This window comes from Leifsonia sp. McL0627, from assembly GCF_058244615.1.
Window position 1 is genome coordinate 452,266 of sequence record NZ_JBZCGM010000003.1, and the last position, 23,602, is coordinate 475,867.

General features: G+C 69.7%; 20 protein-coding genes and 1 pseudogene. 12 read left to right on the forward strand and 9 right to left on the reverse strand.

All coding sequences use genetic code 11. The features are described 5' to 3' along the window. Positions 1-14: 14 nt before the first annotated feature. Both AC37TH_RS10415 and AC37TH_RS10420 read left to right on the forward strand, forming a co-directional pair. Positions 15-1,316 (forward strand): NtaA/DmoA family FMN-dependent monooxygenase, encoded by a 1,302-nt coding sequence (locus AC37TH_RS10415; protein ID WP_490764284.1) that lies wholly within the window; start codon positions 15-17, stop codon positions 1,314-1,316. Next, entirely contained in the window at positions 1,316-2,779 is a 1,464-nt protein-coding gene (locus tag AC37TH_RS10420) for an aromatic amino acid lyase (RefSeq protein WP_490764285.1), read from the forward strand. Before AC37TH_RS10415 ends, AC37TH_RS10420 begins: the two co-directional genes overlap by 1 nt. Here AC37TH_RS10420 and AC37TH_RS10425 read toward each other — a convergent pair. Beyond that, positions 2,752-3,267: a GNAT family N-acetyltransferase gene (locus tag AC37TH_RS10425; RefSeq protein WP_490764286.1), complete on the reverse strand. Its 516-nt coding sequence runs from the start codon at positions 3,265-3,267 to the stop codon at positions 2,752-2,754. The genes AC37TH_RS10420 and AC37TH_RS10425 overlap by 28 nt on opposite strands. 233 nt (positions 3,268-3,500) lie before the next feature. Here AC37TH_RS10425 and AC37TH_RS10430 point away from each other — a divergent pair, with 233 nt between their 5' ends. From AC37TH_RS10430 to AC37TH_RS10440, 3 genes are read left to right on the forward strand one after another with little or no spacing between them, the layout of a single operon-like run. After that, positions 3,501-4,400 (forward strand): ABC transporter substrate-binding protein, encoded by a 900-nt coding sequence (locus AC37TH_RS10430; protein ID WP_490764287.1) that lies wholly within the window; start codon positions 3,501-3,503, stop codon positions 4,398-4,400. A 5-nt stretch (positions 4,401-4,405) separates the two neighbouring features. Then, positions 4,406-5,392: an amino acid ABC transporter permease gene (locus AC37TH_RS10435; protein WP_490764288.1), complete on the forward strand. Its 987-nt coding sequence runs from the start codon at positions 4,406-4,408 to the stop codon at positions 5,390-5,392. Then, positions 5,389-6,180: an amino acid ABC transporter ATP-binding protein gene (locus AC37TH_RS10440; protein WP_490764289.1), complete on the forward strand. Its 792-nt coding sequence runs from the start codon at positions 5,389-5,391 to the stop codon at positions 6,178-6,180. The genes AC37TH_RS10435 and AC37TH_RS10440 overlap by 4 nt, the downstream gene beginning before the upstream one ends. A 92-nt stretch (positions 6,181-6,272) precedes the next feature. Here AC37TH_RS10440 and hrpA read toward each other — a convergent pair whose 3' ends face one another. Beyond that, complete coding sequence (hrpA, locus tag AC37TH_RS10445; protein WP_490764290.1) at positions 6,273-10,136, reverse strand: ATP-dependent RNA helicase HrpA; 3,864 nt, start codon at positions 10,134-10,136, stop codon at positions 6,273-6,275. 82 nt (positions 10,137-10,218) lie between these two features. On the opposite strand from hrpA, the gene AC37TH_RS10450 reads away from it, so the two are divergent. The 3 genes from AC37TH_RS10450 (at position 10,219) to AC37TH_RS10460 (ending at position 12,888) form a co-directional block, all read left to right on the forward strand. After that, entirely contained in the window at positions 10,219-10,848 is a 630-nt protein-coding gene (locus tag AC37TH_RS10450) for a hypothetical protein (RefSeq protein ID WP_490764291.1), read from the forward strand. Between the two features lie 5 nt (positions 10,849-10,853). Next, complete coding sequence (locus tag AC37TH_RS10455) at positions 10,854-11,144, forward strand: winged helix-turn-helix domain-containing protein (RefSeq protein WP_055896466.1); 291 nt, start codon at positions 10,854-10,856, stop codon at positions 11,142-11,144. A gap of 151 nt (positions 11,145-11,295) precedes the next feature. After that, positions 11,296-12,888: a long-chain-fatty-acid--CoA ligase gene (locus tag AC37TH_RS10460; RefSeq protein WP_490764292.1), complete on the forward strand. Its 1,593-nt coding sequence runs from the start codon at positions 11,296-11,298 to the stop codon at positions 12,886-12,888. Here AC37TH_RS10460 and AC37TH_RS10465 read toward each other — a convergent pair. The 3 genes from AC37TH_RS10465 to AC37TH_RS10475 all read right to left on the reverse strand — a co-directional run bounded on the left by AC37TH_RS10465 (position 12,885) and on the right by AC37TH_RS10475 (position 14,815). Next, positions 12,885-13,367, reverse strand: a complete 483-nt coding sequence (locus tag AC37TH_RS10465; RefSeq protein WP_490764293.1) for a hypothetical protein — start codon at positions 13,365-13,367, stop codon at positions 12,885-12,887. The genes AC37TH_RS10460 and AC37TH_RS10465 overlap by 4 nt on opposite strands. A gap of 119 nt (positions 13,368-13,486) precedes the next feature. Next, positions 13,487-13,897, reverse strand: a complete 411-nt coding sequence (locus AC37TH_RS10470; protein ID WP_490764294.1) for a hypothetical protein — start codon at positions 13,895-13,897, stop codon at positions 13,487-13,489. A gap of 84 nt (positions 13,898-13,981) precedes the next feature. Further along, on the reverse strand, positions 13,982-14,815 hold the full coding sequence (locus tag AC37TH_RS10475) for an aldo/keto reductase (RefSeq protein ID WP_490764295.1): 834 nt from the start codon (positions 14,813-14,815) through the stop codon (positions 13,982-13,984). 177 nt (positions 14,816-14,992) lie between these two features. Here AC37TH_RS10475 and msuE point away from each other — a divergent pair, with 177 nt between their 5' ends. Then, entirely contained in the window at positions 14,993-15,595 is a 603-nt protein-coding gene (gene msuE, locus AC37TH_RS10480; RefSeq protein ID WP_490764296.1) for an FMN reductase, read from the forward strand. A 34-nt stretch (positions 15,596-15,629) separates the two neighbouring features. Next, on the forward strand, positions 15,630-17,024 hold the full coding sequence (locus AC37TH_RS10485) for an NtaA/DmoA family FMN-dependent monooxygenase (protein WP_490764297.1): 1,395 nt from the start codon (positions 15,630-15,632) through the stop codon (positions 17,022-17,024). An 18-nt stretch (positions 17,025-17,042) separates the two neighbouring features. Here AC37TH_RS10485 and AC37TH_RS10490 read toward each other — a convergent pair whose 3' ends face one another. Continuing rightward, positions 17,043-18,164 carry a fatty acid desaturase family protein gene (locus AC37TH_RS10490; protein WP_490764298.1) on the reverse strand — a complete coding sequence of 374 codons (1,122 nt, stop codon included), beginning with the start codon at positions 18,162-18,164 and terminating at the stop codon, positions 17,043-17,045. A gap of 143 nt (positions 18,165-18,307) precedes the next feature. Here AC37TH_RS10490 and AC37TH_RS10495 point away from each other — a divergent pair, with 143 nt between their 5' ends. Further along, positions 18,308-20,215, forward strand: a complete 1,908-nt coding sequence (locus tag AC37TH_RS10495; RefSeq protein ID WP_490764299.1) for a thioredoxin domain-containing protein — start codon at positions 18,308-18,310, stop codon at positions 20,213-20,215. Here the strand turns inward: AC37TH_RS10495 and AC37TH_RS10500 are convergent. The 3 genes and pseudogenes from AC37TH_RS10500 to AC37TH_RS10510 form a co-directional block, all read right to left on the reverse strand. Next, positions 20,212-20,547 carry a hypothetical protein gene (locus tag AC37TH_RS10500; RefSeq protein WP_490764300.1) on the reverse strand — a complete coding sequence of 112 codons (336 nt, stop codon included), beginning with the start codon at positions 20,545-20,547 and terminating at the stop codon, positions 20,212-20,214. The genes AC37TH_RS10495 and AC37TH_RS10500 overlap by 4 nt on opposite strands. Before the next feature lie 158 nt (positions 20,548-20,705). Next, a pseudogene (locus AC37TH_RS10505) lies at positions 20,706-21,590 on the reverse strand (aminodeoxychorismate lyase); the annotation flags it as partial. 4 nt (positions 21,591-21,594) lie between these two features. After that, positions 21,595-21,894, reverse strand: coding sequence for an acylphosphatase (locus AC37TH_RS10510; RefSeq protein WP_490764301.1), 300 nt, complete (start codon positions 21,892-21,894; stop codon positions 21,595-21,597). A 94-nt stretch (positions 21,895-21,988) separates the two neighbouring features. Between AC37TH_RS10510 and AC37TH_RS10515 the strand changes: the two genes are divergently transcribed. Next, positions 21,989-23,542, forward strand: coding sequence for a DUF7059 domain-containing protein (locus AC37TH_RS10515; protein ID WP_490765097.1), 1,554 nt, complete (start codon positions 21,989-21,991; stop codon positions 23,540-23,542). Positions 23,543-23,602: the final 60 nt, after the last annotated feature.

The following is a 23,602-nucleotide window of genomic DNA, read 5'->3' on the forward strand; positions in this document are numbered from 1 at the left end:
GACAGAAAGAACTCATGAGTCTTCTCCACTTCGGCTGGTTCCTCGGCGCAGGCTTCGGCGTGCAGGGCTGGGGCGACCCCAGCTACGGGATCGGGTACGACTGGAAGCAGCCGCAGGTGTACCAGGACGCCGCGCGCGTGTTCGAGGCGAGCGGGTTCGACCTGTTCATCATCGAGGACGGCGTCGCCGTGCCGGACACCTACGGCGGGACGGCGGAGGTCAACCTGTCCGCAGCGCGGTTCGTGCCCAAGCACGACCCGCTGCCGCTCGTGCCGTATCTGCTCGGCGCGACGCACGATCTCGGCATCGTGCCGACGCTCAGCGCAAGCTTCTACGAGCCGTTCACCGCTGCCCGCCTGCTCTCCACGCTGCAGCACTTCGCCGGAGGGCGGCTCGGCTTCAACGTGGTCACCAGCGGCTCCGACCTGGCGGCGCAGAACTACGGCCTCGACAAGCAGGTCGAGCACGACCTCCGCTACGACAGAGCGGACGAATGGGTGGACGTGGTCCGCAAGCTCTGGCGCAGCTGGGAGCCGGACGCCATCGTGGAAGACGCAGAGCGCGGAGTGTTCGCCGACTTCCGCAAGGTCCACACGATCGACCACGACGGCCGGTTCTTCCAGGTGCGCGGGCCGCTCAACACCGCCCCGGCCGCCGACGAGCCCGTGATGGTGCAGGCGGGCGCGTCCGGTCGTGGCCGCGACTTCGCGGGCAAGAACTCGGACGTGGTGCTGGCGCTCGCCTCCACCCCCGACCGGATGCGCGAATACCGGGAGAGCATCAGGGAGGTCGCCGCCTCCGCCGGCCACGACCCAGACGGCATCAAGGTGCTGTTCGTGGTGAACCCGATCGTCACGGCCAACGCGGAGGAGACCGCCACGGTGAAGGCCGCGCGCGCGGAGCTGACCCAGGCGGCCATCGACGAGCAGCTGCAGTCCGTCTCGTATCTGAGCGGCGTGGACTTCAAGACGTTCGACCTCGACGCGCCCCTGCCGGAGCTCACCACCAACTCCAACCAGGGCACGCTCGACAACTTCGTGAAGTCGGCGCCGGCCGGGTCGACACTGCGCGAGATCCTGCAGGCCAGGGCGCGCAAAGACGGCCTCGCGATCGTCGGAACTGCCGACGAGATCGCCGACCACCTCGGCGAACTGGGCGCGGCGGTGGGCGGCGACGGGTTCCTGTTCACCGGCCAGGTGCACCCGGCGAATGTGCACCGCACACTGGATGCGCTGGTGCCCGCGCTCCGCCGCCGCGGACTGATCCGCACCGAGTTCGGCGGAGGCGGGTTGCGGCAGAACCTGCTGGAGTTCTGATGGTGACGTTCGGGGCCGCGGCGCCGACGACGGCCGACATCGTCGCCATCGCCGATGGAGCGCCCGTGGAGCTGTCCGCCGACGCCCTGGATGCGCTGGCGGCGTCCCGCGCGGTCGTCGAGCGGGCGATCCAGGCGGGGGAGCCGGTGTACGGCCTGAATCGCAGGCTCGGCGCCGGCCGGGATACGGTGGTCGACCCGGCCGAGTTCGCCGCGTTCCAGCGTCGGACGATCGCCAATCACCGCGGGGGCACCGGCGAACCGCTGGAGGTGCGCGAGGTGCGCGCCGTGATCGCCGCGCGACTCGCCGGGTTCACCCGTGGCGGGGCGGGGGTGCGGCCCGAACTGGCTGCGGCGTACGCCGCTCTGCTCGACGCCGGTGTGCATCCACTCGTTCCGCGGCGTGGATCGGTCGGAGCCGCCGACCTCACGCTGCTCGCCGAAGTGGCAGCCGTCGTGACAGGCGATGGGCTGGTGCTGGGCGAGGACGGCGAACGCCTTCCTGCCGCCGACGCACTCGCGGGCGCCGGACTGACGCCGCTCGCCCTCGCACCGCACGAAGGCCTCGCCGTCCTCAGCGCCAACTCGTACAGCGTCGGCGTCGGCGCGCTCGCTGCAGCAGAAGGTGCCGCGCTCGCGGACGCCGCCGACCTCGCCGTCGCGCTCTCCCTCGAAGCGGTCGGGGCGTCATCGGCGGCCGGCAACCTCAGCCCGTACACCGCCACCATCGCCGACGCGCGGGGCGGTGCCGGGCAACGGGTCTCCGCCGCACGTATCCGGGACGCGGTGGCCGGAGGCGACCTGGAACGACCGGACCGCACCGTGAGCGTGCAGGACCCGCTCGCATTCCGGACAGCGCCGCAGCTGCACGGTGCGCTGCGCGAGGCCGTGGACCGGCTGACCGCCGAACTGGATCTCGAACTGGCGGCCCGCGCCGAGAACCCGCTGGTGGATGTGGACAGCGGCCGGATGGTGTCCGGCGGCAACTTCCAGGCGCTGCCGCTCGCGCTCGCCTTCGAGAACCTGCGGTTGGTGCTCGCGCACGTCGCGTCGGCGTCGGAGCGCCGGACGGCGGCGCACTCGCTCGCCCTCGCGCCGTCGCGCGCGGCGGGAGAGACGCGCATCCCGGGGCTGCTGCTCTACTCCGCCGCGGCCGCCGTCGCCGAGCTGCGCCAGCTGGCAGCGCCGGTGAGCCTCGGATTCACGACCCTGTCCGGGGTCGAGGACCACGCGACCCTCGCGCCGGTCGCCCTACAGCTGGCGCAGCGGTCGCTGGCGCTCACCGCGGAGGTGCTGGCCATCGAGGCGCTGCATGCGACCGACCTGCTGGGCGTGAGCGGCGCATCCACGTCGGGGGCTCTGACGGGCGGCCTGCAGGCGTCACTCGACGGTCTCGTCGCGGAGGGAAACTCCGCCGCCGACCTCGTCGTGCGCGCTCAGAGCGTCTTGCGGAACTCCAGGTAGGAGACGGCTTCCCAATCGCCGTCGACGTCGAACAGCGGCTCGTAACCGAGGGAGAGGTAGAGGGCCACGGCCTCCGGCTGGCGTGCTCCGGTGGTGAGGACCACGTTCGCGATCCCGCGCCTAGCCGCCTCCGCCTCCAGCTCCACCATGACGCGTCTGGCGAGGCCGCGGCGACGGTAGGAGGAGTGCGTCCACACCCGCTTCACCTCGACCGTGTCGTCGTCCTCGCGCTTGAACGCCCCACCGGCCACGGGCTCGCCGTCGACCAGCAGCAGGATGAACGTCCCGCCCTGCTCGGCGCTGAACAACTCGGCCGGATACCGCGACAGCTCCACCGACGACGGGATGCCGTCGTTCAGCCCATAGCGCTCGTCGTACTCCCGTGAGAGCTCGGCGACCAGCGGGGCCGCGAGGGCGTCGTCCGGCGAGGTCACCAGCACAACGGCGGAGTCTGCGAAGTCTGCCAGGTCGGCGGGGAGATCTGTCACCTTCCGACGATATCCCGCGCGGTGCAGCCAACGCACGTCCACCGTCACGCTTCGTAGTGTTTTCGTGTGTCCAGCTACGGATTCAGTGCAATAAATCCCGAAACATGTCCGAAATCTCCGCGAAAAACTGCGTTGCACGCGTGAATTAGTGTGAATGAACCACACCGCGGCTGAGGTATGCTCCCATCACCCGCACCTGCATCCCCTGCACAGGAAGAAGGACGAACACCATCATGCGCATCCGATCCGTGGCCTCCGTGGCCGCCATCGCCGCCGTGGCAGCGCTCGCGCTCAGCGGCTGTGTCGACAACTCCACTCCGGCCGACAGCAGCTCACCGTCGAGCGCGTCCGGCGTGAAGAAGGACGACGCCCTCGCCAACCAGCTGCCCGACGCCATCAAGAAAGCCGGCGTGCTCACCGTCGGCATGGACAACACATACCCGCCGAACGAGTACAAGGACGACAGCGGCCAGCCCGCCGGCTGGGAGGTCGAACTGACCAACGCCATCGGCGACAAGCTCGGCCTCAAGATCAACTACGCCATCGCCAAGTTCGACAACATCATCCCGAGCATCGTCGGCGGCAAGGACGACTTCGGGATGTCGTCGTTCACCGACACGACCGATCGCGAGAAGCAGGTCGACTTCGTGAACTACTACACGGCCGGCATCATGTGGGCATCGGCCAAGGGCAAGACGGTCGACCCCGACAACGCGTGCGGCCTCAAGGTCGCCGTCCAGTCGACGACCTACGAGGACACCGACGAGGTCCCCGCCAAGTCCAAGGCCTGCACCGACGCGGGCAAGCCGGCCATCCAGGCGCTCCGCTTCGACACGCAGGATGCGGCCACCAACGCCGTCGTCCTCGGCCAGGCCGACGCACTCAGCGCCGACTCGCCCGTCACCCTCTACGCCGTCTCCAAGTCGAGCGGCAAGCTCCAGGCCGCCGGCAAGGCGTTCGAGGTCGCCCCGTACGGCCTGCCGGTCGCGAAGGGCTCGAAGTTCACGCCCGTACTGCAGAAGACCGTCCAGGCGCTCATCGACGACGGAACGTACGGCAAGATCCTCGACAAGTGGGGCGTCTCCGACGGCGCGGTCACCAAGGCCGACCTCAACGCGGCCTCGAAGGGCTGACTGAGATGACCCTGGGCAACCAGGACCGGCCGGCGACGGGCGCAACCCCGTCGCCGGCCGGCGCACCGCCCTCCGAGCCGATCAAGGCGATCAAGCTGAGGCACCCGTGGCGGATCTTCTTCGCCGTCGTGCTCATCCTGCTGGTCGTCTGGTTCGTCATCGACGCCTCCCAGCGCAGTGCATACGGCTGGGAGTACGTCGGCAAGTACATCTTCGACAAGCGCATCAGCGCCGCCGCCCTCGTCACCCTGCAGTTGACCATCTACTCGATGATCATCGGCGTGATCCTTGGCCTGATCCTCGCGGTGATGCGCCTCTCGCCGAACCCGGTGGTCAAGTCGATCGCGTGGCTCTACCTCTGGATCTTCCGCGGGACACCGGTGTACGTCCAGCTGGTGTTCTGGGGCCTGTTCTCGCTGATCTACCCCAAGATCTTCCTCGGCGTGCCGTGGACCAGCTGGGGTGTCAGCTTCGACCTGGCCTTCATGCAGAACGCGTTCATCATCGCGATCATCGGTCTCGCGCTCAACGAGGCCGCGTACATGGCCGAGATCGTGCGCGCCGGGCTCCTCTCCGTCGACTCCGGTCAGGAGGAGGCCGCGACGGCGCTCGGGATGGGCTGGGGCCGCACGATGACCCGCATCGTCATCCCGCAGGCCATGCGCGTGATCATCCCGCCGACCGGCAACGAAGTGATCTCGATGCTGAAGACCACCTCGCTGGTGGCGGCGATTCCGCTGACCACCGACCTGTACGGCGTCGCCCGCGACATCTCCGCGGTGACGTACACCCCCATCCCGCTGCTGATCGTCGCCTCGTGCTGGTACCTGCTCTTCACGTCCATCCTGATGGTCGGGCAGTACTTCCTCGAACGACGGTTCTCCCGCGGGGTGAACGCCCGACGGCCCGACCGCGGAGACGGAGCTGCGCTGACCGGCGCGGTTCCCGTCGCCGGAGTGCCGGACGGCAACGACCTGGGAGGCAAAGGATGAGCGACCAGACACTGACTCCACGCACCGGGACCCCGATGGTGCTCGCCGACGGCGTCTCGAAGAGCTTCGGCTCCAACGAGGTGCTGAAGAGCATCTCGCTGTCGGTGAACCCCGGCGAGGTGCTGTGCATCGTCGGACCGTCCGGTTCGGGCAAATCGACCTTCCTGCGCTGCATCAACCACCTCGAGCGGGTGGACGCCGGCCGCCTGTCGGTCGACGGCCAGCTCGTCGGCTACCGCCAGCACGGCGACAAGCTCTATGAGCTGAAGCCGAAGGAGGCCGCCAAGCAGCGCCGCGAGATCGGCATGGTGTTCCAGCGGTTCAACCTGTTCCCGCACATGACGGCGCTGGAGAACGTGATGGAGGCGCCGATCCATGTCAAGGGCGTCTCCAAGTCGCAGGCCGTCGCCCGCGCCCAGGAGCTGCTGACGAGGGTCGGACTCGGGAACAAGGGCGACCACTATCCGGCTCACCTGTCCGGAGGTCAGCAGCAGCGCGTCGCCATCGCGCGGGCGCTGGCGATGGACCCGAAGCTGATGCTGTTCGACGAGCCGACGTCCGCGCTCGACCCCGAGTTGGTCGGCGAAGTGCTCGACGTGATGAAGGGGCTCGCCGCCTCCGGGATGACGATGATCGTGGTCACCCACGAGATGGGCTTCGCCCGCGAGGTCGCCGACGAGCTGGTCTTCATGGACGGCGGCGTGGTCGTCGAGTCCGGAGACCCCCGCGAGGTCCTCGCCAACCCGCAGCACCAGCGCACCCAGGCCTTCCTCTCCAAGGTGCTCTGACCCGTCCCCCGTCTCCCGTCCCCCATAATCGAGCCGGGACTTGTGTACGCAACACGCCAGCGTGTCGCGTACACAAGTCCCGGCTCGATTTTTTAGGAGGCGAGGATTTTGCGGATGCGCTGGATGGAGACGGACTCGGCGGTGCCGAGGGACTGGGCGAAGAGCGAGACGCGGAACTCTTCGAGCATCCAGCGGGCGTGCACGAGGTTCTCGGGGGAGTGCGGCGCCAGCGGGATGCGGCCGCCCGCCTCGGTGTAGAGCGCGACGGCGGTCTCCACCTGGGTCTGCCAGGCGCGGTCGCGGCCGGGGTTCACCGGGAGCGCGGCGATCCGCTGGCTGATGCCGTTCAGGTAGCGCGGCAGGTGCTGCAGCTGGTCGATCCCTGTGGCCGACACGAAGCCGGGATAGACGAGCCCGGCGAGCTGCGCCTTCGCATCGTTCAGTGCGGAGAGGAAGACCAGGCTGGTCGCGCCGCCGATCGCCTTCTCGGCCGCGCGAGCAGCCGTCAGGATGCGCGTGACCAGGGCGACGGTCGTGAACATCGAGTCCATCACGATCCCGGAGACCCGGTCGCGCACCGCCTCGAACTCGGCGCGCATGAACACCTGGCCGTCCGGCTTCATCCGGAACAGCACGCTGTCGACCACGGCCAGCAGGCAGTCGTCGAACAGCGCCTTCGTGTTCGGGTACGGGCTCGCGGCGAGCGTCAGCTTCTCGTTCGACGTGAGGTGCTGCTGCACGTACGCCACCGGCGACGGGATGCTCGCCAGCAGCAGCCTGCGCACCCCGCCCGGCATCGCACGCGCCTGATCGGCCGGGGTCCCCATCAACCGGATGCTCACGCTGTCGCCGTCGTCGACGAGCGCCGGGTATGCGCGGATGACGTTCTTCGACCCGCCTGGACCCTCCTGGGTGCTGTCGAGGAAGCGGGGCAGCTCGTCGAAGTCCCAGGTGGTGAGCCCGGAGCGTTCGATCGCGTTCGGCGTCCGCGCCTCAGCGACCTTGGCCACGGAGTCGCGGGCGCGGGAGCGCAGCTGGTCCTGCAGTGCAGCGAGGTCTTTGCCGGACGCGATGGTGCGACCGCGCTCGCCGACGATCTGGAACGTCGGAGACAGATGGGCCGGGATGCGCTCGCGCTCGAAGTCGGTGCCGCTCACCCGGGAGCCGGTCATCCTGCTGATCGTCGCAGCGAGGGTGTCGGCGAGCGAGGCCGCTGGCTTCTCGCCCTCGTGGGCGTGCATCCCGGCCGCACCGCTCAGCTCGCCGAGCAGCCGGGACGCCCAGTCGGCGGCCGGGACAACCTGGCGGCGGATCGCCTTGGGGAGCGCCTTGATCATGGCGGTGACGAGGTCGTGGCGAAGGCCGGGGACCTGCCAGTCGAAGCCGTCCGGCAGCAGGCCTGCGAGCAGCGGGAGCGGCACCTGCACGGTCACGCCGTCGTCCTCCGCGCCGGGCTCGAACCGGTAGCGGAGCGTCAGCTGCTGGTCGCCCTGGCGCCAGACCGGAGGGAACGCGTCGTCGTCGACCGGCGCGGAATCCGCATCCAGCAGGGCGTCCTGGGTCATCGTCAGCAGGTCGGGGGTGTCGTTCCTGGCCTTCCGCCACCAGCCCTCGAAGCTGCGCGTCGAGACCACGTCGGCAGGAAGGCGCTTGTCGTAGAACTCAAAGACGGCCTCGTCGTCGTTCAGGATGTCGCGGCGCCTGGTGCGCTCCTCCAGCTCGCGCAGCTCGGCGCGCAGCTTGGTGTTCGCGCGGTCGAACGCCTGCTTGGAGTCCCACTCGCCGTCCACGAGGGCGTGCCGGATGAACAGTTCGCGGGAGAGCTCCTGGTCGATCCGCGAATACTGCACGCGGCGACGCGGGATGATCGGGACGCCGTAGAGCGTGACCCGCTCGTAGGCGACGACCGCGCCCTGGTTCTTCTCCCAGTGCGGCTCGCTGTATGTGCGCTTGCAGAGGTCGCCCGCGATCGGCTCGGCCCAGGCCGGGTCGATGGACGCGTTCATCCTGGCGAACAGGCGGCTGGTCTCGACGAGCTCGGCGCTCATCAGGGCGTTCGGCTGCTTCTTGGCGAGCGTGGATCCGGGGAAGATCACGAACCGGGTCTGGCGGGCTCCGAGGTATTCGGACGAACGTGCGCCGCGGGCGCCGCCCTTGTTGCCGGACGCGGTGAGGTCTTTGAGCCCGATGTGCGAGAGCAGACCGGCGAGCAGCGACTTGTGGATGCCATCCGGGTTGACGGACGGCTCGCCCATCGTCAGGCCGAGCGGCTTGGCCAGCTGGCGCAGCTGCCGGTAGACGTCCTGCCACTCGCGCACGCGCAGGAAGTTGAGGAACTCGGCCTTGCAGAGCCGGCGGAAGGCGCTGGAGGAAAGCTCCTTCTGTTTCTCCTCCAGATAGTTCCAGAGATTCAGCAGGGTGAGGAAGTCGCTGGTCGGGTCGGCGAAACGCGCGTGCTGAGCGTCGGCTGTGCCGCGGCGCTCGACGGGCCGCTCGCGCGGATCCTGGATGGTGAGGCCCGCCACGATCGCCATCACCTCGCGCGAGGTGCTGTGCCGCTTCGACTCCACGACCATCCGGGCGAACCGGGGGTCGATGGGAAGTTGCGCGAGGTTGCGGCCGACCTTGGTCAGTGCGTTGTCGCCGTCCTTCGTCTTCACCACGGCGCCCAGCTCGGAAAGCAGGTCCAGGCCGTCCTTGATGCCGCGGGAGTCGGGCGGGGTGAGGAACGGGAACGCGGCGATGTCGCCGAGGCCGAGCGAGATCATCTGCAGGATGACGGCGGCGAGGTTGGTGCGCAGCACCTCCGGCTCGGTGAACTCCGGGCGCTTCTCGAAATCCTCCTGCGAGTACAGCCGGATGGCGATGCCGTCGCTGGTGCGGCCGGAGCGGCCGGAACGCTGGTTCGCACTCGCCTGCGAGATGGCCTCGATCGGGAGACGCTGCACCTTGGCGCGCACGCTGTAGCGGCTGATCCGCGCGGTCCCCGCATCCACCACGTATTTGATGCCGGGGACGGTGAGGCTGGTCTCCGCGACGTTGGTGGCGAGCACGACACGGCGGCGGACGCCCGGCGTGGTCGAGCGCTGGAAGACCCGGTGCTGCTCGGCGGACGACAGTCGGCCGTAGAGGGGGAGCACTTCGGTGCCCGGCAGGTTGCGCCCGCGGATGGCGTCGGCCGCATCCCGGATCTCGTTTTCGCCGGACAGGAACACCAGCACGTCGCCCGGCGCCTCGCGGGCGAGCTCGTCGAGGGCGTCGTTGATGCCCTGCAGGTAGTCGCGGTCGGCGGACGGGATGGGGTCGGCATCGCCGGCGTCCGGGTCGTCGCTGTCGTCGTCGGTCAGGGCGTCGGCGACCAGTGGACGGTAGCGGACCTCGACCGGGTATGTGCGGCCGGAGACCTCGACGATCGGGGCCGGGGTGCCGTCCGCGGAGGCGAAGTGCGCTGCGAAGCTCTGCGGGTCGATGGTCGCGGAGGTGATGATGAGCTTGAGGTCGGGGCGCTTCGGCAGCAGCTGCTTGAGGTAGCCGAGCAGGAAGTCGATGTTGAGGCTGCGCTCGTGGGCCTCGTCGATGATGATCGTGTCGTACTTGCGGAGCATCCGGTCGCGGTGCATCTCGTTGAGCAGGATGCCGTCGGTCATCAGCTTGATGCGGGTGTCGGACGTGACGCGGTCGGTGAACCGCACCTGGTAGCCGACCGTGGCGCCCACCTCCTCGCCGAGCTCCTCCGCGATGCGTTCGGCGATCGTGCGCGCCGCGAGACGGCGCGGCTGGGTGTGCCCGATGTTCGTCCGGCCGAGTTCCAGACAGATCTTCGGCAGCTGGGTGGTCTTGCCGGAGCCGGTGGCGCCGGCGACGATGACCACCTGGTTGTCGCGGATGGCGCGCGCGATGTCATCCCGCTTCTGGCTGACGGGCAGCTCGGGAGGGAAGGTGATCGTGGCAGTCATGAGCCTTCCATCCTCCCATGTCGGCGGGGCAATCTCCCAACTATTATTGCGTTTGCAAACTACTTTGTGTTACAAAGTGAATATGGACACACAATCTCAGCACGAGAAGTCCGAAGACCCGCGCAGCAGACTCGACATCATCGACGACCAGCAGCGCCGCGTCGACCGCGACTTCGAACGCCCAGTGGTCTGGCTGTACGCGGTGTGGGGCTTCGCCTGGTTGATCGGCTACCTCGTGCTGTGGCTCGCGACCGGACCCCTCAGCGGCACCATCCCCGGTGTGCTCGCCGGCATCGTCTTCGCGGTGCTCATCGTCGGCTCCATCGCCGCGTCCGCCATCATCGGCTCCCGCATCGGCCGCGGAATGCGCGGACCGTCCACCTTCTCCGGAATCGTCTACGGCGTCTCCTGGTCGGCGTGCGCCATCGCGTTCGCCGCCCTGGGTATCGGGCTCGTGGTGAACGGGTTGTCCGGCGAGCTGACGTCGCTGTACTTCCCGAGCGCGTACGCCCTGATGTGCGGCGCGCTCTACCTGGGCGGCGCGGCGATCTGGCAGGACAAGACCCAGCTGGTGATCGGCGCCGTGCTGCTCGCGCTCGGCGGGGCCGCACCGTTCGCGGGAGCCCCGTGGAACCTGCTCCTGATGGCGGTCGTCGGCGGGGGAGCGTTCCTCGTCGGTGCCCTCGTCACCGTCGTCCGCGTGCGGAAGTGACGCCGGTGGACGAACTCGACCCGGTCATCCACCCGGCGGTGCGGCTCAAGATCACGGCGACGCTGGCGACCATGCCGCCGGGGGACAGCATGGCGTTCCCCCGCCTGCAAGAGCTCCTCGACCTCACGGCGGGCAACCTCTCCACCCACCTGCGCAAGCTCGAAGACGCCGGCTACGTCGAGGTCGAGAAGACGCACCGTGGACGCACCCCGGTGACGTACTTGCGTCTCTCCCGCACCGGCCGCCGCGCGTTCGAGGACTACACCGCCGCACTGCGCGCGCTGCTCGCGCCGTAGCGCGCGCGACTCGTGCGAAACGTGCGGTCCAACGCTCTGTAACCGCACTTTTCGCACGAATGGTGTCGACGCCGCGTGTGCGGCTGGTTAGGGGTAGGTTTCGTATCAACCCGAACGGGTTCTTGTGTCGATGGAGACAGGGAGCACGCAGATGAGTCATGGTTTCGCCACGATGTCGGTCGCCAGCATTCTCGCTGAGACCGCCCACCGGATGCCCGACAACGTCGCGCTGATCTTCGGTGATCAGCAGATCGCGTACGGCGAGCTCTGGGAGCAGACCCGCAGGTACGCAGGGGCGCTGCGCTCGCGCGGCATCGGCGAGGGTGACGCCGTCGCCCTGCTGCTTCCGAACGTGCCGGACTTCCCGCGCGCGTATTACGCGGTACTTGCGCTCGGCGCTGTCGTGGTGCCGGTGCACGCGCTGCTGAAGGCCGAGGAGATCGCGTATGTGCTGCGCGACAGCGGCGCCAAGCTGCTGATCTGCGCCGCCCCGCTGCTCGGCGAGGGCGCGAAGGGTGCTGCGCTGGCCGGAGTCGAGACGCTGTCGGTGCTCGTGCCGGACGACAAGCACGCGGAGCTGCCGTTCGCCAGGCTCGAAGACGAGGCACGGGATGCGCACCCCGTCGACACGTACGTCCCGCGCGACCCGCTCGACACCGCAACCATCCTGTACACCAGCGGCACCACGGGCAAGCCGAAGGGCGCGGAGGGCTGTCACTTCGCGCTGGTCGAGCAGGTCAACGTGCTGCTGGCCGGGACGCTCGACATCGAGCAGGACGACCGCATCCTGGGTTGTCTGCCGCTGTTCCACACGTTCGGCCAGACCTGTGTGATGAACATGGGCTTCCGCGCGGGGGCGGCGATCGTGCTCGTGCCGAAGTTCGACGGAGCGACGGCGCTCGCGCTCCTCAACGCCAACGCCTGCACGATCATGACCGGCGTGCCGACGATGTACATCGCACTGCTCGAAGCGGCGAAGTCCAACCCAGAGCGGCCGCCGCTGCGCTACGGGATGTCCGGCGGCGCCGCCATCCCGGTGGCCGTGATCGAGCGGATGAAAGAGGTGTACGGCATCGACGTGCACGAGGGGTACGGCCTCACCGAGACGTCGCCCGTCGCGTCGTTCAACCATCGCGGCAGGCCGACCAGGGTGGGCACCGTCGGCACGCCGATCTGGGGCGTGGATGTGGAGATCGCCGACGCGGAGATCGACGACAGGGTGGAGCTGCTGCCGCGCGGCGAGCTCGGCGAGATCGTGGTGCGAGGCCACAACCTGATGAAGGGGTACCTGAACCTGCCGGACGCGAACGCGGAAGCCGTGGTCGACGGCTGGTTCCGCACCGGCGATCTCGGCACGAAGAGCGACGACGACTACATCACGATCGTCGACCGCAAGAAGGACATGATCGTGCGGAACGGTTACAACGTGTATCCGCGCGAGGTCGAAGAAGTGTTGTCGACGCATCCGGCTGTCGCGATGGTGGCCGTGTTCGGGGTGGCCCACGAGGTGCACGGCCAGGAGGTGATGGCCGTGGTCACGGTGATGCCGGGAATGACGGCGGACGGCGACGACCTGGTCGCGTTCGCGCAGGAGCACATCGCCGCGTACAAGTTTCCGCGCAGGGTGGAGATCCTGGAGTCGCTCCCGCTCGGACCCAGCGGGAAAGTGCTGAAACGGGAGCTGGTCGCGCGGTTCGAGGCGGAGGCGGCGTCCGCATCCGCGACCGACGCCGCCCGCCCCTAGTCGAGCGTGGAGACCGTCGGGACGACCGAGTCGCTGAACACCTCGGGCACGCCGGGCTGGAAGTCGCCGGAGAGGTAGAGCCGGACGCCTTTCGTCGGGCGCGCGGGGTCTGCGACCTCTGCCGCGTCTCTGAGCGACTGGGAGAACCAGGCGTCGCCGAGCAGGGCGAGCGCGAACGCGAGGGCTTCCGCGTCGGTCGGCGCCGTGGTCTCGTCGTCGCGGGCGACGGCGCTCAGTTTGGTGGCGATGAGGGTGATCGGCTGTCCGTCGCTCGCGCCGATGCAGGTGCACGCGAACACGCACAGCACGTCGTCGCGCTCGGGGGAGGCGACGGCGATGGGTTCGGTGGACTGCGGATGTCCGTCGGCGGTCTGCGCGTCGATCAGGGTGAACATCCGGTCGCGGACGGCGGCGAACCGGTCGGCATTCGCGGCCAGGAGTGCCTCTGCCAGTGCGTCGACTTGCGCGCGCGTCGTCATGCAGTCGACGCTAGCGCACGGGACGGCCGGTCGCGCGGAAGGGAGGCGCGGCCCGGCGGTTCAGGGCGCGGCGGTTCAGGGCGCTGCGGTTCAGGGGGCCGCGGCTCAGGCGCCGGAGTTCACGGCGCGGTGTCGAGCGTGCGCAGCCGATAGGAAGAGTGCAGGTAGAACGCGGCCAGTGCGGCGTAGACCACGCAGGCGACGGTGGGCACGAACGCGTCGGCGGGCTTGGAGGCGAGCGCGCCGAGCAGTGCGATGCCCGCGGCGACCGCGAGGCCGCAGCCGATCCACACCCCTGCGGCCGGACGCGCCGTTGCACGCCACCAGACCCGGGGGTCCTCCCTGTTCTCCTCGAGGCCGCGGAAGGTGCGGACGCCGATCGCGACGTATGCGACGTTGAGGATGGCGACGATCAGCACGTCAATGGTCGGGTTCACCAGCTGCTGGAACACGAACACGTTCAGCACCAGCAGCAGCCCGTAGCCGCCGATGACGTAGATGATCTTGCCGGTGATCGTCAGGATGCGCACACGGCGAGCCTAACGGTCGCGGTGCCGCGCACGCGGAAGCGCGGCCCCCGCATCCAGGATCCGGGGGCCGCGCAGGTGCTAGTGCTAGTTGACCTCGTTCGGGTGCGCGCTCACGCGGCCCTCGCGCTCCATCGACGTGATCGCGGCGACCTCGTCGGCGGTCAACTCGAAGTCGAAGACGTCGAAGTTCTCAGCCATGCGCTCGCGGCGGTTCGACTTGGGGAAGACGATGTTGCCGGTCTGGAGGTGCCAGCGGATGACGACCTGGGCGGGCGTCTTGCCGTGTGCCGCAGCGGGGGCCGCGACCTCCGGGGCGTCGAACAGCGGGTACTTGCCCTGGCCGAGCGGGCCCCAGGCCTCGATGTGGATGCCGTGCTCGCGTGCGAACGCGGTCACCTCCGGCTGCTGGTGCGCCGGGTGCAGCTCGATCTGGTTCACGGCGGGGACGATGTCCGTGTTCGCCAGCAGCTTCTCCAGGTGCGGCACCAGGAAGTTGGACACGCCGATCGCCTTGGCGCGGCCGGTCGCGTAGATCTTCTCCAGCGACTTCCACGCCTCCACGAAGGTGTCCTTCTCGGGGGTCGGCCAGTGGATGAGGTACAGGTCCACGTAGTCGAGGCCCAGCTTGCCGAGCGACTCGTCGAAGGCGGCCTCGGCGTCGGTCTGCCGGTCGTTCCACAGCTTGGTGGTGACGAAGAGTTCCTCGCGTGCGATTCCGGAGGAGGCGATGGCCTCGCCGACGCCGGTCTCATTGCCGTAGATCGCCGCGGTGTCGATGTGGCGGTAGCCGACCTCGAGCGCGTCGGTGACGATGCGGGTCGTCTCGGCCGGTTCGACCCGGAAGACGCCGAAGCCGAGCTGCGGGACGACGGTGCCGTTGTTGAGTTCAAGGGTGGGGATATTTGCGGTTGCAACCATTCTTCTACGGTAATCCCTGCCGTTCAGTGACTCCAACCGCCGCTGGTGATGGATTCAGTGACGGCGGTTCTGAATGCGGGGAGGAGCAGCACTGCATGACGTCGTGTTGCGCCGCAGGTTTACGCCGCATGACGCCGGGCCTGGTATTCCAGGATGCACGGGCTTAGCGTCGCAGGCATGTCCCAGCTCTCGTCGAACCAGACCGGCCGTCCCCTGCGCGTCGTCGCCGTGTCCGGAAGCCTCCACACGCCGTCGAAGACCACAGCGCTCGTCGGCGAGATCCTCGCGTCGTTCGGGCGCGAGCTCTCCATCGACGCCCACCTCATCGCCGTCAACGAGATCGGACCGGACTTCGCCGGCGCGCTCCGCCGCGACGAACTGCCCGCCTCCGTCGAAGCCGAGCTGCAGCGCATCGAGAGCGCCGACCTGCTCATCGTCGCGAGCCCGGTGTATCGCGCCTCCTTCACCGGGCTGTTCAAGCATCTGTTCGACTTCGTCGGCCAGTACGCGCTCGTCGACACCCCTGTGCTGCTCGCGGCCACCGGAGGCTCCGACCGGCACGCGCTCATCATCGAGCACCAGTTCCGGCCGCTGTTCGGGTTCTTCCAGGCCCTCACCCTCCCCATCGGCATCTACGCGAACGACTCCGACTTCACCAACGGGGCCGTCAGCAGCCTCGACCTGCACGAGCGGATCGACCTGGCCGTCGCACGCGCCATCCCACTGATCCGCAGCAACGTCGCCGAGGCGGAGTCGATCGCCAAGTACCTGGGACGCTGATGCCGGCCGCCCGACGACGAGACCGGCACCTCCGATGACCAGGCAGCTCATCCTCGGTGCGGTGTTCCGGGCGCTCGGCGCCTTCCCGTCGGGCTGGCGCCATCCCGGCGCACACAACGACCCGCTGCGCGACCCTGTCGTGCTGCGGCGCACGGCGCGCACGGCAGAGGCGGCGAAACTCGACTACCTCTTCTTCGGGGAGTGGCTGGCGACCGGCGCCGACCTGGAGTTCCGCGATCCTGACCTGCTGGCCAGGATGGATCCGCTCAGCGCCATCGCCTACCTGGCCGGCGTCACCAAGCGCATCGGACTGATCGCGACGGCGAACACCGGATACTACGACCTGTTCACGCTCGCGCGGCAGACCGCATCCATCGACCGGCTGAGCGCCGGACGCGCCGGGATCAACCTGGTGACCGGGGCCGACCCGCGTGCAGCGGCGAACCACGGGCGCGACGCGCTCGGCGGGGCGGAGCCGCGCTACGACGAGGCCGATGAGTACGTTCGGGCGTTGCGGCTGCTCTGGGACAGCTGGGAGGACGACGCGTTCGTCCGCGACAGAGCCTCCGGTCGCCTGATCGATCCGGCGCGGCTGCACCGGACGGACGCGGTGGGCGCGCACGTCAGCGTCTCCGGTCCGCTGACGGCGCCCCGGCCGGTCCAGGGGCACCTGCCGATCGTGCACGCGGGAGGGTCGAGCAGGGCACGCCGCCTGGCGGGTGAGCTGGCCGACGTGTCCATCGTGGCCGTCGCCTCGATCGACGACGCGGTGGTCGTCCGCGCGGAGACGAGCGCGCGCGCCGCAGCCGCCGGACGCACGGACGGCGGACCCCGGATCGTGACGCCCGTCCTTCCCGTCGTCGCCGAGACGACGGAGGAGGCGCGTGCGATCTACGACGAGCTTCTCCGGCTGGTTCCGCTCGCCGACGACCCCGCAGCGCAATCGCCGGACTTTCCCGGCAACCGCACGATCCGCGCACTCTCCGGCATCGTCGGCGTGCCGCTCGGCACGCCGCCGCTCGACGCCGAGGTTCCGCTGCGCGTGTCCCGGCGGTTCTCCGAGGGCGGTCAGCGGCTGCTGGAGGGCGTGCAGACCCGCACCGGTCGCCGGGTCGGCGGCGAGCATCCTGTGACGTACCGGCAACTGCTCGCCGCGCACGTCGTGCCCGCCGCGGCGGTCGTCGGCTCTGGGACGGAGGTCGCCGACCACCTGGAGGCGTGGTTCGTCTCCGGCGCTGTCGACGGCTTCAACGTCCTGGCGCCGTTCCTCTCCGGCCAGTTCGACGCGTTCACCGCGCTCGTGGTCCCCGAACTGCAGCGGCGCGGCCTGTTCCGCACCGAGTACGACGGCACCACCCTCCGCGACCATCTCGGGCTGCCGCGACCGGACAACCTGCACGTCGAGAAGGCGTCGCGCCGCACCGCCTGATCCGACCCTGCCGCACGGTCACTTCGGCGATGGCCCTGCGCTGTCCCTTGCGGCCCAGGCCGGGTCGGTGACCGCCTCGCGCTGTTCGAGCAGCGGGCAGGCGAACGGGTCCTTCTCGCCGAGCCCGACCCTGTTGATGTAACGGAGCACGATCGCGTACGACTCGCCCAGACCGGTCTCCGTGTACGCGATGCCGTGCTCCGTGCAGAACGACCGGATGACCGGGGCGGCGCGCCGCAGGTGGATGCTCGGCATCGACGGGAACAGGTGGTGCTCGATCTGGTAGTTGAGTCCGCCCATCAGAAAGTCGAGCGCCCTGCTGCCCCGGATGTCCCGGCTGGTCAGCACCTGCCGCCCCAGGAAGTCGAGCCTCGCGTCGTGCGGCACGAGCGGCATCCCCTTGTGGTTGGGTGCGAACGACAGGCCCATGTACACGCCGAAGAGCCCGAGCTGCACGCCCAGGAAGGCTACGGCGATGCCGGGGGAGAGCACGACGAACACGAGCGTGAGATAGCCGCCGATCCGCACCGCGAGCAACGCGATCTCGACTGGACGGCGCTTGATCGGCTCGCTGGAGAGCACCCTGCGCACGCTCGACGCGTGCAGGGACAGGCCTTCCAGCAGCAGGATCGGGAAGAAGAACCAGCCTTGATGGCCGGTGACCCAGATCCCGAACCCGCCGAGGAAGGTGGGAGGGCGTCTCAACGACGCCTGTGCGGGGGTGAAGATGACCACAGGCAGGTCGAGATCGGGATCGACGCCCTCCCGGTTCGGATTGGCGTGGTGGCGCGTGTGCTTGTGCTGCCACCAGCCGTAGCTCATGCCGACGAACAGGTCGCCGACGATGAGGCTCGTCCAGTCGTTCCACCGGCCGGAGCGGAAGATCTGACGGTGCGCCGCATCGTGGCCGAGGAACGCCGTCTGGGTGAAGATGAACGCGAACACCGCCGCAGTGACGAGCTGCCACCAGCTGTTGCCGATGAGCAGGAACGCGCCGACGGCGGCGAACGTCGCGACGGGGACGGCGGCGAGCCTCGTCCAGTAGTACCCGTAGCGACGGCGCAGCAAGCCGGACTGTCGGACGACGGCGGCGAGCGCGGCATAATCGTCAGCCTTCGACGCGACGATCCGTGCCGCCATGATGACCCCGCTCCCTCGCTGGATGCGCGTGCCGGGGTCTGGGGTACTCCTGACAGGATACGCTCAGCCGCGCCTCAGCGTCGGCTTTTTTCAGCCAACAGGGAGCAGGGCCGCTGCGCGCATCCCGGGGCTAGTGTTGCGGCATGGCGAACCGGCTCAGCGATGCGATCAGTCCATACCTGCTCGCGCACGCCGACAACCCCGTCGACTGGTACCCGTGGGGGTCGGCGGCGTTCGACGAAGCACGTCGGCGGGATGTGCCCGTGCTCATCTCCATCGGGTACGCCACCTGTCACTGGTGTCACGTGATGGCCAGGGAGAGCTTCAGCGATCCCGTGCTCGCCGCGGACCTCAACGCGCGGTTCGTGGCCGTCAAGGTGGACAGGGAGGAGCATCCGGAAGTGGATGCGGGCTACCTTTCGGCCGCGAGCGCGTTCACGGGCAACCTGGGCTGGCCGCTGACGGTCTTCGCCACACCGGATGGGCGCGCGTTCTTCGCCGGAACCTACTTCCCGCCGACGCCGATCGAGGGCAGGGCATCGTTCCGCCAGGTGCTCGACGCCGTCTGGGACGCCTGGACGGAGCGCCGAGACGAGGTCGAGAGCAACGCCGCAGCGGTCGTCGCAGCGCTCGAAGCGGCGTCCACGGCGGCGACCGTCGTCTCCGAACTCCCGGATGCGCGCGCGCTCGATGGAGCGGTGACGGCGCTCGCCGCGGCGGAGGACGAACGGTTCGGCGGGTTCGGCACGGCGCCGAAGTTCCCGGTCGCCCCCGTCCTGGGCTTCCTGCTCACCCGAGGCAGCGGCAGAGATCTCGCCGCCCGCACGCTGCGCCGGATGGCGGACTCGCCACTCCGCGACCCCGTCGACGGCGGCTTCTTCCGCTACGCGACGCGCCGCGACTGGAGCGAGCCGCACTATGAGCGGATGCTCTACGACAACGCGCTGCTCCTGCGCTGCTACACCGCGGCCTGGCAGCAGACCGGCGCGGCGTGGGCGGAGGCTGCTGCCGACGGGATCGCCGACTTCCTGCTCGACGTGCTGCGCAGACCGGACGGCGGTTTCGCGTCGGCGCAGGACTCGGAGAGCACCATCGACGGCGCGCGCGTCGAGGGGACGTACTACCGCCTGCCCGCCGTGGAACGTGCACGGCTGGACCCGCCGCCGGTCGACGCCAAAGTGCTCACCGGCTGGAACGGCTTCGCGGTCGGCGCACTCGCCCAGGCGGCGTTCGTGTTCGACCGGCCGGCCTGGCTGACGGCTTCGCGCGCCGCAGCGGACGACCTGCTCGCCCGGCACCGCACCTCCAGTGGGATGCTCGTCAGGGCCTCGCTCGGCGCTCGCGTCTCCGACGCCGCCGCCACCCTCGAAGACTACGGCGGGCTCGCCGCCGGACTGCTCGACCTCGCACTCGCTGCCGGGGACCCCGGCTACGCGACGGCGGCGCGCGACCTGATCGACCTGTGCATCGACGCGGCGGGCGACGCGGACTGCCCGTTCGAGACGCCGGGAGGCGGCGATCCCGTGCTGCAGGGCAACGGGATGGCGATCAGGGTGGACCCGTCGGAGGGCGCGTATCCGTCCGGGCTGTCGTCGACGGCGACCGCGGCCCACACGCTGTTCCTGCTGACCGGGGAGCGGCGCTACGAGCGGGCGTCCCGCGAGGCGATGCGGGTGGTCGCCGCGCAGGCGATCAGCACGCCGAGCGCGTTCGGCGCCGCCCTGGAACTGATGTCGCGGCTCGCCGACGAGCCGGAGCAGCTGGTGCTCGTGACGCCGACCGGGGCAGGGGTGACGAGTGGGGCGGGTGCGCCGAGCGGAGCGGGTGCGCCGACCGGACTGGATGCGCAGCGCCGCGACCTCGTGACCGCCGTGCGCCGCCGGGGCGCCGCGCTCACGGCTGCGGTGGACGACGCGGGGGCCGAGGCGTTCGCGGCGGAGGGCTTCGAGCTGTTCGCTGGACGCGCATCCATTGGTGGGGCGGCAGCGGCGTACCTGTGCCACGACTTCGTCTGCGACCTGCCGGTGACGACGGCCGAGGCGCTCGGTTAGGCCCGTTCCACCCGGTCGACCAACTCCCAGACCGCCTCGCTCAGCTCTGGATGCGTTAGGGCGATCCGGCGAAGGACCCCGTATTCGAAGCGCGCGAACACGGCGCGGCCCGCGGCGGGGTGGTGAGCGCGGGACTGCTCCTCCGCAAGGTCGAACGCATCGATCGCGCTGGCGCGGAGGGCGATGACGACCTGTTGGTCGACGCTCGGCAGGTCCGGGATGAACTGCCACGGGTCCTCGCCGGCGCGGCAGCGGTGCTCGATGATCGCGGAGAGTTCGTCGCGCGCCTGCTGGCGCAGCACCTCGACACTCGTCGGCACGTGATCGGCCACGCTCATCCCTCCCCTCGGGCTCCTCTCGATGCGTTAAAGCCTAAACGCGCACGCGAGATACCCGTAACCGTGTCGAAATCTGCAGAAATCGACACAGTTACTGGTATCTCGCGTGCGCCGGAGACGCCCTCGGGGAGAAGTCTCAGGAGGTGCGGGAGAAGAAGGTACTCGTTCAGCTCAGTGGTGAGGGCGGCATCCACGGGGAACGACCGGCCGTCGAGGTCGGTGATCGGGGCGGCCTGGCGCACACTGGAGACGAGCCAGAGGGCGTCGGCGCCGGGGAGCTCGTCGGCGCGGATCTCCTCGTAGACGGTGTCGAAGCCGCGCGCGGAGAAGAACTCGAAGACGCTCGCCTGGGTCGTCCCTGCCAGGATGCCCTGGTCGGTCTGCGGGGTCCTGACGGTCGTGCCGGAGAGCAGGATCACGTTCGAGGTCGGACCCTCCAGGGCGAAGCCGTCCGAGCTGACGAAGATCACGTCGTCCGCACCGCGGCGCACCGCCTCGCGCTGGGCCGCGCGGTTGACCGCGTACGACAGCGTCTTCGCGCCCTGCAGCAGCCAGGGGGAGGTCTCCGCCACGTCGTGCCGGTACCCGCGGTCGAGCGTGACGACCCGGATGCCCACGCGGGCCTGCGAGAAATCCTCCCCGGCATCCACGAAGATCCAGCCGCTCGGCGAGCCTGACCCCTCGATGCCGCGCGAGTAGATCAGCTTCGCGAACAGCTCCTCCTGCGCGCCTCCCGCGCCGTGCCTGGCCTGGTAGTCGGCGACGCCCGCGAGGACGGCCGAACGCCACACGTCCAGCGCAGGAGCGGGCAGATCGAGGAGGCCGGCCGAATGCGCGAGCCGCGCGAGGTGCGGCTCCAGCGCCTGCGGGTGCCCGCCGATCACGGCCACCGTCTCGAAGACGCCGTCGCCGCGCGTCACGCTCAGATCGGTGATGCGCACCTGCGGCGCGTCGAAGTCGGCGAGCTCGAAACCGGCGTCCCCGGATGCCGGGGTGCCGGTGGGAGCGGTGATGGTCAGCAGCGTCGCGCGGGTCATGGCTCTATTGTGACCCCGGTCCGGCGTTCTCCACCGTCTCTCTGATGCGGAAGGCGTCGTCGCCATCCGGTGCCGCGTCCGTCACGTCGACGCCGTCCACCTCCGAACCCGGCGGGCCGGTGCGCAGCCAGGCGAGCATCCGCTCGACGGGCTCCTGGTCGCCCTCCACCTCGACTTCGACGCTGCCGTCCGCCCGGTTGCGGGCGAACCCGGCCACCCCCAACCGGTGGGCGGTTTCCCTGGCGCTCCAGCGGAACCCGACGCCCTGCACCGCGCCTGTCACGATCGCTCTCTTGCGGACCATGCGTCCATTCTGCTCCCGGTGGGCTCCCGGTGGGGCTCGCAACGGTGGATGCGCCGGATGCGTGCGGCCGGATGCGCCGGATGCGCGTGGCCGGATGCGTTTGAATAGTCCGGTGACCGCTTCGCCCATCTCCGCCCTCCGTTCCGACCTCTCCGCCGCCGGTTATTCCGTCTCGGGCGTCACCGCGCTGTGGGGCGCCGACGCGGCGGAGGCTCTGCACCGCGGGCAGCGCGTCCCTGCCTCGCGGGCACTGGATGCGGAGGAGCACCGGCGGGGCATCAGCCCGCTGGCTACGCTCGCGCGGCTCTTCCTGCTCGGGCAGCCCGTCGCCGCCGACGATCTGGCGCGCGCGCTCCCTGCCCTCGGCGTGGACGGCGCGGCGGCTCTGGGGCTGGTCGGCGCTGCCGACGGCGACCGCTTCCTCGCGGCGGTGGACCTGCGGCCGTACTCGTTCGTCGACGCGCACGGCCACGCGGACTGGTGGATCGTCTCCGACCTCGGCAAGCTCTTCCTCGGCCACGCGCTCCCCGTCGACCACGTGCTCGGCGTGGGCGGCGCATCCACCACCCTCAGCGGGTTGATGCTGCAGAACCCGGTCGACCGGGTTCTCGACCTCGGCACTGGCTGCGGCATCCAGGCCATGCACGCCTCCCGCCACGCCAACCACGTCGTCGCCACCGACATCTCGGAGCGGGCGCTGGAGCTCGCCGCCATCAATGTCGAACTGAACGGGATCGCCGGGGTCGAGTTCCGGCTCGGCAGCCTGTTCCAGCCGGTGCGCGGAGAGACGTTCGACCACATCGTGTCGAACCCGCCGTTCGTGATCACGCCGCGCGCGGAGGGGGTGCCGGAGTACGAGTACCGCGACGGCGGCCTGGTGGGCGACGCGCTGGTCGAGGCGGTCATCCAATCGGCCGGGGACCATCTGGCGCCCGGCGGCGTCGCCCAGTTGCTCGCCAACTGGGAGTACCGCGGCGCAGGTGACGCGTTCGACAGGGTGTCCGGCTGGATCGACGCCTCGGCCGTGCCGGTCGACGCCTGGGTGATCGAGCGCGACGTGGAGGATGCCGCTCGGTATGCCGAGACCTGGATCCGCGACGGAGGGACGAAACAGGGCACGGACGCCTTCGACCGCCTCACGTCGGCCTGGCTGGACGATTTCGCGCAGCGGGACGTGCGCTCTGTCGGTTTCGGCTACGTGCTGCTGCGCCGTCCGATCGCGGGCGAGCGGACGCTGCGCAGGCTGGAGCGCAGGCACGGGTCGCTCGGCTCCAACGAGGCCGGGCTCGGCGTGCACCTCGGTGAGAGCCTGGCCGCGCACGACTGGCAGGCTGCCATCGACGACGACGCGTTCGCGTCCCACCGGTACGCGGTCGCCGGGGACGTCACGGAGGAACGGCACTTCTGGCCGGGCGACGAGTCGCCGACCGCGATGCTGCTGCGCCAGGGCGGCGGGTTCGGGCGGACGGTGCAGGGCGACACCGGGCTGATCGCGCTCGTCGGGGCGTGCGACGGCGAGCTGAGCGTCGCGGCGATCGTCGCGGCTCTCGCGCAGTTGCTCGACGTGGATGAGATGGCGCTGTTCGCGGAGCTGGTGCCGACGGTGCGCGCGCTGGTGGTGGACGGGTTCCTGGTGCCGGTGGAGTGAGCGCGTGGAGTGAGCGCGTGGAGTGAGCGCGTGGAGTGAGCGCGTGGAGTGAGCGCGTGC

Bases quoted from the DNA above. Each gene is read 5' to 3' on its own strand.
- AC37TH_RS10490 (WP_490764298.1), bottom strand. From the start codon at position 18,164: ATGGCGGCACGGATCGTCGCGTCGAAGGCTGACGATTATGCCGCGCTC.
- AC37TH_RS10450 (WP_490764291.1), top strand. From the start codon at position 10,219: ATGGACACACAATCTCAGCACGAGAAGTCCGAAGACCCGCGCAGCAGA.
- AC37TH_RS10495 (WP_490764299.1), top strand. From the start codon at position 18,308: ATGGCGAACCGGCTCAGCGATGCGATCAGTCCATACCTGCTCGCGCAC.
- msuE (WP_490764296.1), top strand. From the start codon at position 14,993: ATGTCCCAGCTCTCGTCGAACCAGACCGGCCGTCCCCTGCGCGTCGTC.
- AC37TH_RS10415 (WP_490764284.1), top strand. From the start codon at position 15: ATGAGTCTTCTCCACTTCGGCTGGTTCCTCGGCGCAGGCTTCGGCGTG.
- AC37TH_RS10465 (WP_490764293.1), bottom strand. From the start codon at position 13,367: ATGACGACGCGCGCGCAAGTCGACGCACTGGCAGAGGCACTCCTGGCC.
- hrpA (WP_490764290.1), bottom strand. From the start codon at position 10,136: ATGACTGCCACGATCACCTTCCCTCCCGAGCTGCCCGTCAGCCAGAAG.
- AC37TH_RS10440 (WP_490764289.1), top strand. From the start codon at position 5,389: ATGAGCGACCAGACACTGACTCCACGCACCGGGACCCCGATGGTGCTC.
- AC37TH_RS10430 (WP_490764287.1), top strand. From the start codon at position 3,501: ATGCGCATCCGATCCGTGGCCTCCGTGGCCGCCATCGCCGCCGTGGCA.
- AC37TH_RS10460 (WP_490764292.1), top strand. From the start codon at position 11,296: ATGAGTCATGGTTTCGCCACGATGTCGGTCGCCAGCATTCTCGCTGAG.
- AC37TH_RS10485 (WP_490764297.1), top strand. From the start codon at position 15,630: ATGACCAGGCAGCTCATCCTCGGTGCGGTGTTCCGGGCGCTCGGCGCC.
- AC37TH_RS10420 (WP_490764285.1), top strand. From the start codon at position 1,316: ATGGTGACGTTCGGGGCCGCGGCGCCGACGACGGCCGACATCGTCGCC.
- AC37TH_RS10510 (WP_490764301.1), bottom strand. From the start codon at position 21,894: ATGGTCCGCAAGAGAGCGATCGTGACAGGCGCGGTGCAGGGCGTCGGG.
- AC37TH_RS10475 (WP_490764295.1), bottom strand. From the start codon at position 14,815: ATGGTTGCAACCGCAAATATCCCCACCCTTGAACTCAACAACGGCACC.
- AC37TH_RS10515 (WP_490765097.1), top strand. From the start codon at position 21,989: ATGCGTTTGAATAGTCCGGTGACCGCTTCGCCCATCTCCGCCCTCCGT.
- AC37TH_RS10435 (WP_490764288.1), top strand. From the start codon at position 4,406: ATGACCCTGGGCAACCAGGACCGGCCGGCGACGGGCGCAACCCCGTCG.